General features: G+C 43.7%; 11 protein-coding genes. 8 read left to right on the forward strand and 3 right to left on the reverse strand.

The window, feature by feature from the left end; translation table 11 throughout:
• The 6 genes from AC1DVJ_RS22745 to AC1DVJ_RS22770 all read left to right on the forward strand — a co-directional run.
• Positions 1-876: ABC transporter substrate-binding protein (locus tag AC1DVJ_RS22745; protein ID WP_477593578.1), on the forward strand; the 876-nt coding region annotated here is incomplete at its 5' end.
• A gap of 185 nt (positions 877-1,061) precedes the next feature.
• Complete coding sequence (locus tag AC1DVJ_RS22750) at positions 1,062-2,711, forward strand: S-layer homology domain-containing protein (RefSeq protein ID WP_477593580.1); 1,650 nt, start codon at positions 1,062-1,064, stop codon at positions 2,709-2,711.
• A 113-nt stretch (positions 2,712-2,824) separates the two neighbouring features.
• Positions 2,825-3,694, forward strand: a complete 870-nt coding sequence (locus AC1DVJ_RS22755) for an AraC family transcriptional regulator (protein WP_477593641.1) — start codon at positions 2,825-2,827, stop codon at positions 3,692-3,694.
• 239 nt (positions 3,695-3,933) lie between these two features.
• Complete coding sequence (locus AC1DVJ_RS22760; RefSeq protein WP_477593582.1) at positions 3,934-6,435, forward strand: hypothetical protein; 2,502 nt, start codon at positions 3,934-3,936, stop codon at positions 6,433-6,435.
• Between the two features lie 39 nt (positions 6,436-6,474).
• Positions 6,475-12,375, forward strand: coding sequence for an InlB B-repeat-containing protein (locus tag AC1DVJ_RS22765; RefSeq protein ID WP_477593584.1), 5,901 nt, complete (start codon positions 6,475-6,477; stop codon positions 12,373-12,375).
• A gap of 279 nt (positions 12,376-12,654) precedes the next feature.
• Positions 12,655-13,545 carry a helix-turn-helix domain-containing protein gene (locus tag AC1DVJ_RS22770; protein ID WP_477593586.1) on the forward strand — a complete coding sequence of 297 codons (891 nt, stop codon included), beginning with the start codon at positions 12,655-12,657 and terminating at the stop codon, positions 13,543-13,545.
• Here AC1DVJ_RS22770 and AC1DVJ_RS22775 read toward each other — a convergent pair.
• From AC1DVJ_RS22775 to AC1DVJ_RS22785, 3 genes are read right to left on the reverse strand one after another with little or no spacing between them, the layout of a single operon-like run.
• Complete coding sequence (locus AC1DVJ_RS22775) at positions 13,542-14,777, reverse strand: NAD(P)/FAD-dependent oxidoreductase (protein WP_477593588.1); 1,236 nt, start codon at positions 14,775-14,777, stop codon at positions 13,542-13,544. The genes AC1DVJ_RS22770 and AC1DVJ_RS22775 overlap by 4 nt on opposite strands.
• 9 nt (positions 14,778-14,786) lie before the next feature.
• Positions 14,787-15,113: a MocE family 2Fe-2S type ferredoxin gene (locus AC1DVJ_RS22780; protein ID WP_477593590.1), complete on the reverse strand. Its 327-nt coding sequence runs from the start codon at positions 15,111-15,113 to the stop codon at positions 14,787-14,789.
• Between the two features lie 21 nt (positions 15,114-15,134).
• A complete protein-coding gene (locus AC1DVJ_RS22785; RefSeq protein WP_477593592.1) occupies positions 15,135-16,238 on the reverse strand; it encodes a fatty acid desaturase family protein in 1,104 nt (367 codons plus the stop codon).
• A 273-nt stretch (positions 16,239-16,511) separates the two neighbouring features.
• On the opposite strand from AC1DVJ_RS22785, the gene AC1DVJ_RS22790 reads away from it, so the two are divergent.
• The gene (locus AC1DVJ_RS22790; protein ID WP_477593594.1) at positions 16,512-17,411 is read left to right on the forward strand and encodes a sugar phosphate isomerase/epimerase family protein; all 900 of its coding nucleotides are present in this window, start codon (positions 16,512-16,514) and stop codon (positions 17,409-17,411) included.
• Positions 17,412-17,461: 50 nt separating this feature from the next.
• The gene (fdhA, locus tag AC1DVJ_RS22795) at positions 17,462-18,679 is read left to right on the forward strand and encodes a formaldehyde dehydrogenase, glutathione-independent (RefSeq protein WP_477593596.1); all 1,218 of its coding nucleotides are present in this window, start codon (positions 17,462-17,464) and stop codon (positions 18,677-18,679) included.
• The last annotated feature ends 36 nt before the right edge of the window (positions 18,680-18,715 follow it).

The raw sequence follows: 18,715 nt of genomic DNA on the forward strand, positions 1-18,715 counted from the left end.
CCGATGTTCGGACTTGAAACATTAGGCGATTCGAAGACCCCGGGAGATTTGTATCTAAAAGATGGAAGTAAGGTTGTCAATCAATACGAAACGCCAGAATTCAAAGCGTATATTACAATGATGAGAGATTGGTTCAGTAAAGGATATTTACGGAAAGACGCAGCTACCTTGAAAGATACTACGGCCGATAGTAAAGCTGGAAAGAATGCCATAGCTTTAGGTCAGATCGATATTGATTCTGTCGCATTTACGCAAGCTGGCATGGATGCGCCAGGAAGGATGTCTTACGCAAATCCAGAAACAAAGTCTTACGACTTCCAATTCGTGAAGCCGCTTCTTACAACCGATAAAGCTGCAGCTACGATGACGGCTATCTCTGCAAATTCGCCAAACAAAGAAAGAGCCATGATGCTCCTCAATCTGCTTAACACTGACAAAGAAATTTACAACACACTTGTCTGGGGCGTTGAGGGTAAACATTACAAGAAAGTCGCGGATAACCGAATCGAAGCGATTAAAGACAGCGGCTTCCAAATGGGTTCCCCTTGGGAATTTGGCAATATGTCACTCTCTTATTTGTCAGATGGCGACCCAAAAGGAAACGATCAGAAGTTTACACAAATGTGGGTAGATCTCAATAAAAACGCAACACCATCCAATGCGCTAGGTTTCGTATTTGACTTTACACCGGTTAAAGCAGAGAAGGCTAATGTTGACGCTGCCATCGATGAACTATATTATGCAATCTCCACTGGTTCCGTAGACCCTGAGAAGTATTTGCCGCAATTCTTGGATAAGTTGAAAAAAGCAGGCTCCGACAAAATTATTGCTGAGAAGCAAAAACAATTAGATGCCTGGAAAGTGACTAGTAAGTAAAAGTACACCTTTGATTATCTGTTTTATCAATCCATCGCCCATAAACTTCGGAAAAAGTATTAAAAGACTTCACAAGTATTGTTATAATTCATTAAACTGATCGTTAATAATGGGGTGAACTCAAGTTCTCCCCATTATTAATTATGCTTGTTACCCAAGGGTATAAAGAAAGGATGACTTTTTCAATGATAAAAAAACTGCTCGCCTATATGCTGGCATTGCTTTTGATTGTGACTACATTTCCCCAAAATGTCATACATGCAGACGCAGGCCCGCAGTTTAAATTGACAATTTCAAACGAAAGCCCGAAGGCAGGAACCAAATTTCAAGTAACGGTGAATGGAAAACAGTTAAGTGATCTGTACGCGTATGAGGTTAATCTAACTTACGATTCGAGCAAGATAGAGTTTGTGAGTGGTGACAGCCAAAGCGGCGGCTTTGCTATAAAACCGATTGTGGACGGGAACAAAATTCAAATCGCACATACACAAATTGGTGATACACCAGGTCAAAACGGAAATGCACTATTAGCCACATTAACCTTTCGCGCAGTGAGTGAAGAAGCAACCGATATTGTGCTGAACACCGTGAAACTAGTGAATTCGCAGTTAGATTCTACACTTAAGTCAGTTGGCGAGAAGGTATCGGCAAATGGCAAAACGAAATCAAGTCGGATCACCCTCACACCTGTAGTGAAGGTCGACTCTGCAACAAACATTGCAACGTCAACCGTTGATGCGACTGCTTGGGAACAAGCTCAAAAGCAAGCCGAGTCTGATCCAAGCGGAAAAGGAACGATCAGCCTTGAATTTCCACAAACAACCGATGCAAAAACCTATTTGCAGCAGATACCTTCTTATTTAATGTCAGCCGATAAGAAACAATATCAAATTGAAATTAATACACCTATCGCCTCTATTGTTATTCCAAGCAATATGTTTCGAGAAGGTGAGTTGACTGATAGCCAGACCGAGCTGCTTATCTCTCGAGCAGATACCAGCAAGCTGGACGCAAGTGTACAGAATAAAGTCGGATCTCATCCAGTAATTGAGCTCTCCGTTCAATCCGGCGGCCAAACCATTGCCTTCAATAACCCGAAAGCCCCTGTAATCGTAAGCGTACCTTATTCTCCTACTACGGAGGAAGAGAATAATCCAGAGCATATCGTCGTCTGGTATATTGATGGAGAAGGCAACATTAATTCCGTAAAGAATGGAAAGTATAATTCTGCTACAGGGTTAGTAACTTTCTCGACTACACACTTCAGCACGTATGCAATTTCGTTCGTTCAAAAATCATTTGATGATATCTCTTCCGTGGACTGGGCCAAGCATGCCATTGAAGTTTTGGCATCCAAAGGAGTCATTAATGGTACGACAGATACTCAATTTAGTCCGTTGCAGCAAGTAACCCGAGCTGATTTCCTATTGCTGTTATTGCGTACGCTTGATTTGCAAGGGCCTTTGGGCGAACGATTTGCAGATGTTAACGAGGGCGAATATTATGACGAAGCAATAAGGATTGCCAGAGGCTTAGGAATTGCAAACGGAAGCGGTGATAACCAATTCAATCCTCAGGCCTCCATTACAAGAGAGGATATGATGGTGCTGACGGAAAAGGCGCTTAGAATAAGCGGTCAGCTGACAACCGATGCTTCGGAAGCCGATCTTGGCTCATTTACAGATACGCCAGAAATTTCGAGTTACGCTACAAACAGTATCGCTGCTCTTGTCGAGTCAGGGTTAATCAACGGCTACGACAACAAGCTTTACCCGAAAGGAACAACGACTCGCGCGGAGGCGGCGCAATTAATGTACAACATTTATAACTATTAAACSCRAATGAATAATACGGCAGAACGGAAAAAGGGATGGAGAGATTCATCCCTTTGTTCTCTGTTCTCGAACGCCTACTCGAGGGAATAACGAGGTGAATTAAATTGAAAAAAGTGAATAAAAGTGATTTGTTTAAGCAAGATCGAATAGAATTTACATTTAAGTCAGAAAACGGGCTGGTTGAATTTAAACTGGGCAGAATTAATCACCTTAAAGCTTCCAAGCCTATTGAAACTCATGTTCATAAAGGCTCGATTGAAGTTACTTACCTTGTAAAAGGAAGACAAATATATGAGGTAGAGAATAATGAGTATGAATTTAACAGTGGAGAGGTTTTAATTGTCTTTCCTGATGAAGTTCATAGCTCTGGGTCATATTTCGAGGATAAATCACTTTTTTATTATTTCGTGATAAATATAGAAGAAAGTAATAACTTCATGGGATTTTTTAATGAGGATGGGGAAAAATTACTAAATGCGTTAAAGGTAATTAAAAAAAGGCGGTTTCGTGCATGTTATAAGTTCGAAGAATTATTTGACAGAATAATTGAATTGTATTTCACTCAGAGTCCTTATAAGGATTTCCTGATTCGGTGCTGGATTGCTGAATTTATTATTAAGTTGTCAGAAAGTGAAAAGTCTATAAATTGTAGAGAACAGGATGACTTGAAGCCGGTACTGGGATACATACAAAAAAATATTTTCAATACAATAATGATTTCTGATTTAGCAGATATCATGCATATGTCAGAATCATATTTTGCAAAGTTATTTAAAGAAAAAACCGGGATTTCTCCACATGAATACATTTTGAGAAATAAAATAGAAATATCAAAGAACTTAATTTTAAAGAATGATTATGGTGTAACGCATATAGCACATATGCTGGGATTTTCTTCAAGTCAGTATTTTTCTACGGTTTTCAAGAGATTTACAGGTGTTAGTCCGAGCACATTCAGGAATGAAAGGGTTAAACTGATATAAACTGAAACCTATGTTTGATCGCTAACAGTAGATGATTCCTGTATTGCACAGGGGTCATCTATTTTTATTGTCCCTGCAATTCGTATTCTAGCATATAAAAAAGGTAAACTTGTTTGAATTTCTATTAAGTTAAAAATTAAACGCAACATCTCTTCAAATCAGTTTTAATTAGTACATAACATAATATTTGGATAGTGCTTAGCTAATTGAATTGGCATGCAGGCACACGGAGGGTGAACATGAATCTGGGAGGAATTAACAGGCAATCGATGATGGACACTTCCGTTGAAGACGGTAACCGTGAATGGTGCTATCTTGCAAAGTCAACAACAACGATCGGGGTACCATTTCAGCCTGATGTAACACAGGTGACCTTCGATGGAGCTTTGTTTACAAAGCATGCAGAATTATGCTTCTTTTACGGTAAACCGCTAAAACCTCTTTTTGCAAGACAAAAAACCTTTCTTGAAGGTTGGATTCCGGTAGTGCTATATGACTGGACTGAGGGCAATGTGCGTTATGACATCGAGATGTTTGCAGATCAGCTGGATGGTGAGGACGAGAGCAACACGATAAATTTTGTCAAAGTAATGATTAAGAATAAGGGGGCAGATCGAACAAAAGCAGCATTTTCTTCTGCAAGCCGTAACACAGGAAAAGACTATAGATTTCAAGGCTTGGATTATGTCACTAACGAGTACATAAAGATGGATTTTTCGGAAGAATGGATATACAAAATCCATGATAATAAGGCTATACGTGATAATAAAATTGTATATATTTTTTCCCAGTGCTCTTATAACGAGGCAATACCGGGAGAACTATATTCAGGAGAGTTTTGCGGCAAGGAATTTGATGTTAAAGAGGAGTCAGCCGTATGTCTTGCACATTATGAAAAAGAGCTTGATCCAGGCGAAATAATTACACTGATTTTTAAGATGCCAAGAGTTCMTGTGGAACTATCAGATGTGGAATTTATCGAGAAAATGGATAAGGCTGATTACGAATTCTATCGAAAAAAAACCATTTGTTATTGGGAAAACTTGATGCAGCAAGGCGGTAGCTTTTCGTTTCCGGAAAAACGTGTTCAGGAGGCTCAGCTTGCGAGCCTTGTCCACCTGTTGCTAGCAACTAGAACAAGAAATGGAGAACGCTTTCAGACAAGTGGGCTGCCTTATCCGAATTTTTTTATGATTGACTTTATCGACATGAGATTAGCCTTTGACCTTAAAGGATGGAATGGGCTGGCGAGAACGAGTTTTGATCAAATTTTTAAAAGGCAATTGGAAGACGGATTGTTTTGTGATACAAGCTTATCGCACGGAAAAAAACTTTGGTCTTCTCACGGACATATGCTCTATACATTAGCACATCATTGTTTGATAACTAGGGATTTTAATTATGCAAAAGAAATATATCAAAGAATTAAAGATGCTGTTAAATGGATCGAGATGGCTAGGAAAGAAAATGAGTATGGCTTAATGCCACCGGCATATCCCTATGATGCAGAGATGATAAATGGCCATTATACCTCTCATAACCTCCTCTCTATACTTGGGCTCAGGGCTGCTATCTCCCTTGCAAGAGCGTTGGAAATGGAAGAAGATTCGATTGCGTGGAACAAACTTCATTATGAGTATTTATCTTCGTTACTAAATGCTATTCAAGCATCCTGCGGCGATGATGGTTATGTACCACCTGGACTTTATCCATATTTAACAGGGAAAGCTGCTTCAGAAAATTTTGAGGAATACCAAACAAATTGTGATTGGGAAAATATTCTATTGGTATATCCAACTGAGATACTTGAACCTGGCGACAAGCGGGTGCAGGCAACATTAGACAAGATGAGAATGGGTTATGCAGAAGGCGTAATGACTTATAGACATGGTCTGTATTTGCACCAATATATTACAACAAATCTGATTGAACAGTATATTGTTCTGGGTGAATCAGAAAAGGCTTTGATTGACTTATATCATGTATTAGTTCACTGCGGATCAACCCACGAGGGTTTCGAAAATTTGGTATTTCCATGGACGGACCGCCATGTAGAACCAAAATGCCCTACACCTCATGCCTGGGCTGCGGCCAAAGTTGCTCTGGTGCTTCGTAATATGCTGGTCATGGAGCATGGCGGGGCTGCAGGGCTGGAACCAAATAAAAGAAATTTATACTTATTTAGCGTTATATCTCCTGAATGGGCAAAGGCCAATCAAGAAGTTTCATTTGAAAACGCACCTACGGAGATGGGGATTGTTTCTGGAAAAATGGTTTTTAACCATATAGGGGCCCATATAGAAATACACAATGAATTTCATACGCTGCCGGCAAGCATTAAAATCAGAATCCCATATTTCAAGGAATTTATTGATTGCAGGACGGATGCAGAAGTTTGGGAATTAAAGGACAACTGCATTTCTCTCAGTCCGGATGTGTCTTTTGTTGACGTTGTTTGGAAAGAAAAAGAGGGAGCAGGTTTAAATACCTTTGAAGAATTACTTGTAGCTTACCGTTCATCTAACAGCTTTGCAGGAGTGGACGACAATGGCTACCCGATAATAAAAGAAGGGGAACCGTTTATTACCGATGATGAGAAAAGGGAGGATGTACAAATTCTAAACTTTAATCTTGTACTAGAAGCATTTGAGCATGAATATCGCAGAAGGTGTAATGAATTTTTGAGTAACGGGGGAGCTCTCAAAAAAGTAGAAGCACCGGGTATGTTAACTGGTGATTAATATGGGGCAGTTTTGATATACAAATAGGAGGTAATCAAAATGAAAACAAGAAAGTCGATACTTTCATTACTCATCGCAGGTTGCATGCTTGTTACATCGCTTGTTCCATTAACAGCTGCCAGTGCTGCAACTCAAACGCCGGCCGGTAATCTTGCATATGGAATAACACCTACATTCGGCAATTTCAGCGGTACTCTTTCAACCTCCAACTTCCAGCAAGCAAACAATATACCGCAATTGACATCCGGTTCGCTCAACAGCGATAACTGGGTTTCAACGGCAACCACAACACACGGTCCTGCTTACATGCAGATCGACCTTAGTAGCGTTAAAGCGGTTAACGACATTAAAACATGGCAGTATTATAAAAGTGCACCTCCTCATGCGAGGGATTTTTATCAGGCTGTCCAGATTTCAACCGATGCCACAAGCTGGACAACAGTTTATAACAATGACTCAACCAATGCGGGGGGTATAAAATCGCTCGGCACAAATCTCAGCGGCGGTTACAACACCATCACTTATGAAACTGTGAACGGCAATGACATCCCGATTCCTATGACAAATGTGCGGTATGTTCGTTTTTGGTCGGCCGGATTTATATGGGACGACACCAGGGCCGTCGCAGGAGATCAGCCACTTTGGGTTCAACTTGAGGTGTTCAGCAACTTAAACGTAACCATTGACCCGAACTATGCAGGCAGCACAACATCGACAGTATCCGTTCCTTCTGGTACTACCGTCTCAGTTCCTGCAACACCGGTTAATCCAAATCCAGGTTATGTGTTTGCCGGCTGGACATTAAATGGCGGTCCATATAATTTCACCACTCCGGTAACATCGAATATCACATTACAAGCCAGCTGGAATAATGTTGGCACCAGCAATGTTACATTCAACTATAACGATGACGTTACAGCTCCGTCTGTCGTTCAGGTTACCAACGGCAATACAGTAACCATGGCTCAGAATCCTACAAGAAGCGGTTACAACTTTGCCGGCTGGAAATTGAACGGCGTACCCTATAACTCTACAACTCCAATYACTTCTGATATTACTCTTACAGCAACATGGGTTCCGACTCAAACTGCTGATGCATTTAAAATCAACATGGGTGCGGTAAATATGTACCTCAATGGCCAAGGGCAAATTACTAATATTGTCAGCACAATCAACGGACAAGATTATGTTCCTGTCGGACATGGTGACTCCTATCTTATTTCTTTGATTGCAAACAGTGCATCTCAGAAACCAACTTCTCTGACATATGACAGTGCAACAAGTACATTGAAATTCACCTTTGCAACAATCAATACGCAAGTAGATGTTAAGGTTGTAGACAAAGGTGATTACTCAACATTTACGGTATCTAATCTTATTGCTCCGCCAAGTGTTAATATGGAAACATTGCTGTGGGGCCCTCTTAAAACAACCATTTCAAGTGTCGTGGGTGAATCTCTCGGAGTCGTGTATGACCACAACTTTGCAATCGGTATTCACGACCTCAATGACAAAACCATTGGCGGCTGGCCGCAGGAATGGGCAAGCCTAACATATCCGCCAGGATACACACATCAAGATAATACATACCTAAGTGGCATGTCCTGGCAAACTCAGGCAGCAGTGGTTGCTCCTTTTGGAAGTTTTCTGCAGTCTTTCACAAACGATTACACACATCCAACAGATCGTATTGTAGGCGGTTACGCATGGGTTAATAATGATAAAGTTAACCAAACTGACTTCACAATGAATTCATTTGGTGTAATTGCCAAAGAGCGTGTTCCTGCACTTACCAATTCCGCTTATCCGCAGGATGCCAGCATTGTCGGTTCTTCAATTGCTCTGTTTGGCAGTAAGTCAACAAATATCCTGAATACAATCGAGGATATTGAGCTTAGCGAAGGCTTGCCTCATCCTACAGTTAACGGACAGTGGCAAAAAACCGCTTCTGCTGTGCTGGGTTCCGAAATAAGTACCGGTAGCCTTAATACCTCTAATGTAGATACAGTCACTAAAGCCGCATATGCTGCGGGTATAAATTACGTCTATAACATTGTTGGCGCAGTCGGTCCGTATGATCACAACGGTTCTTATAGATTTAATAACAGCTGGGGTCATTCCGATCAAAATGCTAAAGCTCAGATGTCTGATGTTGCCGCCAAATATGGTGTGTACCTAGGCTCACACACGATGGCGGATTACATCGGAAATGGCGGCGATAATGATACGCAATATTTGACCACATACGGTGCAAATCCCGACCTTGCATACGCACAAACAACAGTGCTGACACGTCCGGTATCAGCTTCCGACACAACGATTTACGTTGCAGACGCTACGTTGTTTGGAAACATTGTTAGAGATGCTCCTGGAAAGTACATGCGCGTTGGATCGGAAATTGTCCAATATACGGGGGCTACTCGGATCGCTCCAAACGAGTGGGAAATTACCGGGTCCACACGCGGTGCACGAGGAACAGGTGCATATGTTTCTTCCTACTCCGCAGGCGCAACTGTAGCAAGGCTTTGGCTTTCACAATATAGTGCTTTCTTGGGCGGCGAAAGTATTTCAAAACAAATTGCTATGCGTGCAGCACAAGCATTTAATGACTCCGGCATCAGAGATATATCTGCCGATGGTCTCGAGGATATTTACAAAAACGGATATATGCAATTGGCATTAAATCAGTTTTATTCCACTCTTTACAAAAATTTAATCAACAAGGACAATTTCTACCTCGTTAACAGTATAATGACTGCAAACGCGTGGGATATCATCGCCCGCGAGGGTTGGAACGGCTCAGTAACCGTTAACATCCCGAATTTCAATTTATCCGCACCATCCGACCAAGCAGATCCTGTTACAGACTCCAGAGCTTACATGATGCAACGCAACCTGTTGAATCAAAAGTACGGAGTTGGTATCGGAAGCATACAACAAACAGGCAGAGAACTTTCACTCGTAGCAGCACTTGATGCCGGCTTTGGCATGGGTTCAGTAGCAAGTCTCACACCGGCACATTTGGCGAGCATCAAAGCCTGGAAAGACGCAATGGTTAACCACGCATTCAGCGAACAACAAAAACAAAACTTCCTAAGCGCATACTATGCTAATAATACGAACTCATGGCTGATGACCACCGTAACACCAGGCAAAGAGTGGACATTGCAGCAAACAAACAGCAGCGGTACTGCTATTGGTTCGCCGATTACCTTAAATGCAGGTGGCAATATCAACATCGCAAGCGGTTCAAACGGTAATGTTGCAACAAATGTTTCCACAGCAAACGTAACTGGTATTAACCCAGCTTACACGAATAAATTGGCAGCATCCTTCGCGGGTGAAACAATTTCCGCAGCACAACCAGGCGAGACAGTAATCGTTAGTCCACAAGCTAATGATGGATATGTTCTTAGCTCTTTGACTGTAAAAGATGCAAGCGATAACAATGTTCCTGTAACCTTATCCGATGCAACATTTGGCAACTACTCCTTCGTGATGCCTATCGGCAATGTTACTATTGCGCCTGTATTCACACGTACAACAACTTTCAATGTAATCGCTGACAGCAGCGTAAGCAATGGCACAATCACAACGGATTTGACAAGTGCATCAAATGGACAAATCGTTAGTGTTATTACAACTCCGGCTGCAGGCTACAAACTCGTTCCAGGTTCAGTCGTTGTAAAGGATACTTCAAACAACACAGTTACAACAGATACTGTAAACCAGTTCGTTATGCCAGCAAGCGATGTAACAGTAACAGCACAGTTTGCCCCTGTATCGTCATTCAACATCACAATCGATACAGGTATTCAAAATGGCTCAATTAGCGTGGCACCATCTGCTAAAGAAGGTGATAAGGTCACAGTTACTGCAACACCGAACGCTAATTATAAGTTCCAACAAGTTACTGTATACAATGCAAGCGGCGATGTGATTATCGTTGATAACCATGCAAACGATGCTACATTCATAATGCCTGCTAGCAACGTAACCGTTACAGCTTCTTTCATTCCGACAAATACTGTAATTATTGCCTCTGGTATCACAAACGGCGCTCTCACCATCAACAAGGCAAACGCAGCAAACGGCGACAATGTTGTTGTCTCCATTACACCTGCCCAAGGCTATAAAATGGTTCCGGGTTCACTGATTGCTCTTGATGCAAACGGCGCAGGCGTTCCATTAACCGTTACTGCCGATCAGTCAAAGTATGATTTCACAATGCCTGCTTCCGCAGTGACAGTTACAGCACAGTTTATTGCATCGGCAAGTCGCACTCTCACAACTGCTGTGTCAAACGGAACAGTTACACTGACCAAGACAACTGCAAACGTAAATGATCCTGTTTCCTTCACGGTAACACCGAATGCGGGCTATCAAATCACTTCTGTCTATGTGCTTGACTCAGCAGGTGACCCTGTTGCACTGACAGATAACAGTGCATTCCAGAACAATAGCTACTTGGTCGCAAATCCCTCTGCCCTTTCTGTAAGCGGCACATTTACAATGCCGGACGCTAGTGTTTCGGTAAATGCATATACAGTGGCCATGCAGATTCCGACCATTACAGCAAACAACATGACAAAAGCATACAATGGCTCAGCAATTGACCTTACACCAATGTTCACAATTGACACGAATGCGGGAGCCCCAACCTACTCAATCGGTTCAGGCTCAACAGGCGCCGGTTCAATCARCGGCAGTATGCTGACCGTTACAAAAGCCGGAACATTCACAATCAATCTTACAACAGCGGCAACAGGTACTTATTTAGAGGGTTCTGCAACAGCTACCTTAGTGGTAAGTCCTGCAACTCTTACTGGAATAACAGCGCCGGCATCCATCAACGGGGTTGCAAACGGAACGGCGAAGACGGCAGCAGCTCTTGGCTTGCCAGCGACTGTGGAACTGGTAACCGATACGGCAGGAAGCCTGAACGCCAATGTGGCATGGGATGTGAATGCATCATCCTATGATCCATCATCACAAGCTGGGCAGACGTTTACCGTGAACGGAACGGTAACTTTGCCTGACGTAGTTGCAAATCCGAACAACGTGTCACTGACAACAAGTATCAGCGTGACAGTATTACAAGGGTCAGTATCGCCTCAGGTTACTCTATCCAGTGGGCAGCAGGTAATAACTGGGGAAGCATTGGATCTGACGATGGGATTGAGCGGCGTTACACAAAGTGAATTCCAGCTTATCAATGCTCAAGAGCTGACTCTGAATTATGATGCGGTGAATATGCAGCTGGGTACGGTAACATCTCTTGTTTACGGATTGCAAATCATTGACCAGAAAGAGACAGTTCCGGGACATGTTCGAATTATTATTGCAAGCACAGAACCTGATGGATTTACTTCACAAGGAGCTTTACTGAAATTTAGCTTTACCGCCAAAGCGGTAACCCAAGTTACGGATACAGCCTTTAGTGTAAGCGCAATGACAATTGCCAACGGTCTAGGTGACGAAATGCAAATTAACGGAGCCTCTTCCAGCACACAAATTATTTTACCTGCAGTACCGGTGGATAAGACATCACTGAATGCGTTAATTTCAAGTGCTCAAGCTAAGCATGACGCTGCAGTAGAAGGAAATATGGATGGTCAGTATTTGCCAGGATCAATGGCAATCCTTCAGTCGGCCATCGGTGCAGCGAGTGTAATAGCTAATAACCCGAATGCTACTCAGATTCAGGTGGATAATGCCAAAGCTGATCTTGCAGTGGCAGTTCAGGCATTTGAGTACAGCAAAATAACAGCAGATGTCAATGGAAATGGCATTATTTCTATTGGGGACTTGGCTATTGTTTCCTCAAGCTATGGCAAACAAGATGGTCAGTTAGGCTGGAATGCCAATGCGGATGTCAATAAAGACGGTAAGGTAGATATATTAGACTTGGCAATCGTGGCCAAAGCTATCATTCATTAAAAAGGATCATTGAATGAGAGGGGGGGAACTCAGGTTCTTCCCCCTTTTCTGCAACATTATTTGGCGTGGTTCGCTACTTAGACAGCAAGGAGTATGAGAACACAACGTCGAATCTCATGTGTATTCGCTTCAATAGCAATTAAGAAAACCGTCAGGGGGATCAATTTCACCCTGACGGTCCTTTTGATTTTGGCGGATTTCATGATAATCTACTTCTGCAAACCCAGATTTTAGTGGTAGAATAAGGGTGATCTAAGCTTAAGTACAATGGGAGGCAACATGCAGAACAAGCTGTACACACTTGATCCATCTGAAACGCTGGAAAATCTGAAGGAAAGCTATTTCCCACCCTATATAACGCTAGCACATTTGTTTCATGCTCCTGAGGGGTGGTCCTTGAATCCGCGTGTTTTGAAGCAATTTCAGCTGCAATACGTCATAGAAGGTTCGGCGAACTGCCAGATTGAGGGTATTGATTACACGACGAAGAAGGGTGATCTTCTTTTCTATGTCCCAGAAGAACTCCATCAAATAAAGACGTTGCCAGGAAAAAATTATGTTTGTGTATCAATTGTGTTCCACTTTGGGAATACGGAATTTCCAGTTCTTGATTTGATTGGATTCAGGCGGGAGGGGATAGACAATCCGCATTATATGGGGAACTTCTCAGAGCGCTCGATCGAAAATCAATTTTTGGAATTGATCCATCATTATCGTCAGCCTGGCATCTATCACCAACAGCGGTGTCAACATTTGCTGATGGGCATTTTACTGTCACTAGCTGATGCGAACAATCGAAAAGCAGCGGCATCTGTTATAGAAGAATCTGCAGGAACCGCGAAGCTGATCTTAATCCGCAATTTCATTGACAGCCGCCTCCGTGAAGGGTTTCGACATGAAGAATTAGAACAGCTAAGCGGTTGGAGCAGAAACTATATCATTTTGCAATTCAGGAATTCCTTTGGCATGTCGCCGCTGCAATATTTGGTCTGGATTCGACTAGAAAAAGCGAAAGAATTAGCATTGCAGTCGGGCATGTCATTTGGAAGTATCGCAACGGAAGTGGGTTACTCGGATATTCATTCGTTCGGAAAAATATTTAAGCGAAAGGTTGGCCTTAGCCTTAGCCAATTCGTTGCTACCTTATACAAGGATACGCCGGATCGTTAAGGGTTCAAAAGCGATTTTAGTTTGACATCCGCCCGTGCCAATTGCTCGGGATCAAGCTTGATTTGCTTCTCAATGAGCATTTCAGCTAGACGGATTTCCTTGCCAATTTGAGGGCCAATCCCGCTTGCAGCCGCTAATGTACCGTTAGCCGCAAGATGGAAGAATAGATGATTGCCCCCATTGCTTTCGCGCTTCACAGTCGCTACACCGCTGTCGGTTAATCCAGCTACCTGCAGGGTTTGGTCATATTGATCGGACCAGAACCAAGGTACAGCTTGGTAAGGCTCGGCAGCGCCTAGCATGTTCTGCGCAGCATGAATGCCTTGATCTTGCGCATTGCGCCAGGCTTCAAGCCGAATGCGCCGTCCGGCATACAGACCATGAGGGAAAGAGCAACAATCCCCTGCCGCATAAATATCTGGATCACTCGTGGCCAGATGTTCATCCACGCAAATCCCGTTTTCTGTATGTAACCCACATGCAACAGCCAGCGAAGTCTCAGGGATTGCGCCGATCCCGATTATGAGTGTATCACAATGGATGATGCTGCCATCCGCAAGCGTAATGCATTGTTTGTCGTCAGAAGTGTTGTCGATACTCGTAATGCCTATGCCTAGCTTAAACGCTACTCCGGCATCACGGTGCCTTGCTTCCACTAAGTTGGCTATTTCTTCTGGAACGCCTCTCATCAAGATGCGTGGCGCTACTTCGATTAACGTCACCGAACAACCCCTAGTTCTTGCGCTCGCCGCAATCTCAAGCCCAATGAATCCCCCGCCAATAATGGCAATGTGCTTGCCTTCTTGTAATTGGGAACGAATGGCAAGTGCGTCAGAGAAAGTTCTTAAATAGTAGGCTTTCGATGTATCGGAGCCTTCCATCACAAGCTTACGAGGGCTGGCTCCAGTAGCCAGCAGCAGACGTTTGTATGGGATTTGTTCTCCGTTTTCTAAGTGAACAACATGGTTCGGCCTATCGATTTGCACAACATGGCTTTCTGACAAGTATTGAATGTTAAGCTGAGCAAGCTTTTCAGTATCTAAAATAGATGTGGGTGACGGGTCGCTTTCTGACGTCATGACGCTTTTGGAAAGAGGAGGACGCTCGTAGGGCGTCCGATTTTCTTTGCCGATGAGTGTGATGGGGCCTTCCCACCCTTGATTTCTGAGTTCCAAAGCTGCATTAGAGCCTGCTTCTCCAGCGCCGATGATAACCATTCCGATTTGTGACATGGGAGTCTCCTATTCGTTTATTTTGATAAAAACAGTGCCTGAATCGATGTGAATGGGATATGTTTTCAGGTCAACGCAAACGGGGGCTTTTTTACCCTGTCCAGTTGTATAATCAAATCGGCCGTTATGTTTGGGGCACTCGATGATATGTCCCATGACGAATCCGCCGGATAAGTGGACCTTCTCGTGGGTACAAAATCCATCGGTTGCATAATATTTGTCCTTGTCTGAACGATAGATAGCAAACGATCGATCGCCATGATCGAATCGAATTACATCTTCCTCATCAATATCATCTACGCCGCAAACTTCAATCCAACCTTCAAGTTGACTCATGTTGTTTTCCTCCTAAATATATCATGAATTTACAGCATTTGGGACGAGGGGGGCACCTGCAATATCCAAGCCATATCTGTACGGGGTAGCCGTACTAGGCAAATGACGTGCAATTGTATACATCGGATCTTTTTGCTGTCTGTGAATCGCGTGGAACACTTCTTTGTTCGCTGCCCACAAACTTGGACATGCTGGAGGGCAGTCGGCTTTCATTTCTTCATGCAAGGCAGGAAGCATATGGTAAGGAACCATGGGGAACATATGATGCTCAATATGATAGTTCATATTCCAGTATAGGAATCTAAAAAATGGGTTCATATACACAGTCCGAGAATTCAACCGGTGATCAAGAACATCCTCATTCAGGCCGATATGCTGCGTGATTCCAAAAGATAACGCAAGGAGCGCGCCATAGAAAGTGGGCAATACGACGAACATAGCTGGCATGAAGCTTCCCGTGTACAAGCACACAGCTATTACGGCAGCGAAAATAAGCAAATAGATGCGGGCTTCCCAGAACGTTTTTCTATATTCAGATTGCGGGATATATTCGCTTTCTTCTTTCTCGATATGGCCGAAGGCATGCATGAACATCTTCTTGATATCGGCTGGTCCCGAAACTAGTCGTGCATATTCCATCAAAAGGACACGCCACACGGGTGGTCTTTCCGTTGCAATTTCAGGATCGCGTCCAACGATATACGTATCGCTATGATGACGCGTGTGACTCCAGCGCCAAGGCGTTGCTGGTCTTAAACTCATGAACGATGCGAACTGATAGATGACATCGTTCATCCAAGGGGTTTTGAAAGCTGTCCCATGACTGCATTCATGCCAGCGGGAATCGGCAGGAGTCGCATAGAAGATCCCGTAAAGTAAAAATGCCGGTATCGCCCACCAAGTTCCCCATGACCAGTAAGCAAGAGTGCCAGAACCTATAAGCAAGGCAAACCAGAAAAAGGTATCGCGAATGGCGGGACCGTCGCTTCGTTGCATTAACTCTTTCATTCTCTTTCGTGGAATAGGACTCGAATACCACTCGGCTTCCGTCAATCCTTTATCTTGTGCGGCCTTGTTCTCGGGTCCTGTGAGTCGATAATCCCTCTTTTTAAATTCATTATTCATTGAATTCCCTCCGTTGACTGTAATCCCTTTCATTAGGGTATATGACTGAATTATAAACGGTACGAGGCAAGAAGTATTTAGCCTAAAATAGTAAAGATGTAACCAAAATCACTATCGTTATAATCCTGAATCAATTCCACTAACGCCTAAATATGCATGGTGTGAGTTTGGTTACAAGATTGTAGATTCTGGTTGAATACATGTGCGCTGATAAGAATTAAAATGGAAATAAGAACGACGTTTTCAAAAGGGATATGAGAAGAGGTGGGCACATTGAGTCAATGGAATCGCGTATCAAGCGGGACCCTAGAACGGCCTAAATTGGATATTCAGCAATCCTGGTGGGCCATGTGGGAACTTGGAGAGAACGGGAAAGAATGGACGATGGAACAAAAGTTCGAGAAAATTGCTGAAGCTGGATTTACGGGGATCAGCGGATTTCTTCCAGTGCCGGAGGAGATGGATGTTTGGCACCGCTTACTGGATCGCTATAAGCTGACCTTCAGTGGACTGGCTTACCCAGCTAACGTGGAAGATATGATGGCATCCATCAAGCTTGCGAAACAGTTCGGCCGTGTCCAATTTCTCAATTCACAGGTGAAGGATTCATTCGTGATCGATGCAGCAGCCATTCGACTATTAGACGAGCTGCTCAAAGTATCGGAAGAAGCGAAAATGCCCAATTTTATCGAAACACATCGAGGTATGATAACGCAGGATTTGATCCGTACGGCTGGGTATGCAGACGCGCTTCCGGATCTTCGTTTTACCATCGATCTGTCGCATTACGTGGTGGCGGGGGAAATGAATGATACCAGTGAACAAACGGAAGCGTATTTTGACCGAATTCTGAAGCGTACTGCCGGGATGCATGCCCGTATTTCAAATGGTGAACAAGTTCAGATCGATATCGGCGCAAATGGCGATCATCCGGCAGTAAAGAACTTTACCCGTTGGTGGTGTAAGGGGATGGCGTATTGGTTGGAGCAAGCGCAACCTGGGGATGTATTGCCACTGTGCTGCGAGCTGGGTCCACCACACTACTATTCGATTACACGGCGCACTGAGCATGGACAAGAGATTGAAATTTCGGACCGTTGGCAGCAAACGCTTTTGTTTAAACGCATTCTTGAAGAGCAATGGGAGAAAGCGAAATTGATTGTTCACAGTTAAGTAAGCGCTTAGCTGAGTCAATATGATCTAAAAACGAGAGGAAGATGGACATGTCAGGCAACAGAGCAGTCGTTTATTCGAAACCAGGAAGTGTTGAAATTCGAGATACGAATTATCCAGATCTTATCTTACGAGATGGTCCTGGCGTTAACCCTTTAAATGTAGGGCGCAAATGTGAACACGGTGTTATTCTGAAAGTCGTCACGACGAATATTTGCGGCAGCGACCAGCATATGGTTAGGGGCCGGACAACGGCGCCGTCAGGACTCATTTTAGGCCATGAAATTACAGGTGAAGTGATAGAGGTAGGGCGCGATGTAGAGTTTATAAAAAAAGGAGATTTAGTTTCCGTACCGTTCAATATTGCCTGTGGACGCTGCCGTAGCTGTAAAGAACGCAACACGAATGTTTGTCTTAATGTGAATCCGGATCGTCCTGGTTCTGCCTATGGGTATGTAGATATGGGCGGATGGGTTGGGGGACAATCGGAATACGTGATGGTTCCTTACGCGGATTTCCAGCTTTTGAAGTTCCMGGATAAAGAGCAGGCTATGGATAAAATTCTTGAATTGACCATGCTTTCCGATATTTTCCCAACAGGCTATCATGGGGCAGTAAGCGCGGGCGTACGTCCAGGCTCAACCGTTTACGTTGCAGGCGCTGGTCCGGTCGGACTTGCTGCAGCGCATTCTGCTCAGCTGCTCGGCGCAGCTGTTGTCATCGTTGGCGACCTGAACGCGGAGCGCCTTGCACAAGCCAAAAGCTTTGGCTGTGAGACCGTCAATCTTCGTGAGCACAGCAATTTAGCGGAACAAATCGAGCAAATCTTGGGGACACCGGAAGTGGATTGCGCGATCGACTGTGTAGGCTTCGAAGCGCATGGTCATGGCAAATCTCATGGAGAAGCACCGGCTACCGTCTTAAACTCGATTATGGAAGTAACGCGTGCAGGCGGGAGCTTAGGCATTCCAGGACTTTATGTAACAGGAGATCCGGGTGCTGTAGACGAGGATTCCAAAATCGGGACGTTGAAAATCCGATTTGGTTTAGGTTGGGCGAAATCCCATACATTTGTTACTGGACAGACGCCGGTGATGAAATATCACCGCGATCTTATGATGGCGATATTGAGCGGCAGAGCGCAAATTGCGAAAGCGGTTAATGCAACGCTTATTACGTTAAACGATGCTCCGAACGCGTATCAAGAGTTCGACCGTGGCGTTTCCCGTAAATTCGTGATTGATCCGCACGGTTTAGTGAAGAAATAACGGATTTTGTGAATGAGAAAGAGCTTGGCGTTTCAA

It is taken from the genome of Paenibacillus sp. P4_A9, from assembly GCF_056402415.1.

Coding starts and splice junctions, on each gene's coding strand:
- AC1DVJ_RS22750 (WP_477593580.1), top strand. CDS start 1,062: ATGATAAAAAAACTGCTCGCCTATATGCTGGCATTGCTTTTGATTGTG.
- AC1DVJ_RS22770 (WP_477593586.1), top strand. CDS start 12,655: ATGCAGAACAAGCTGTACACACTTGATCCATCTGAAACGCTGGAAAAT.
- AC1DVJ_RS22775 (WP_477593588.1), bottom strand. CDS start 14,777: ATGTCACAAATCGGAATGGTTATCATCGGCGCTGGAGAAGCAGGCTCT.
- AC1DVJ_RS22780 (WP_477593590.1), bottom strand. CDS start 15,113: ATGAGTCAACTTGAAGGTTGGATTGAAGTTTGCGGCGTAGATGATATT.
- AC1DVJ_RS22785 (WP_477593592.1), bottom strand. CDS start 16,238: ATGAATAATGAATTTAAAAAGAGGGATTATCGACTCACAGGACCCGAG.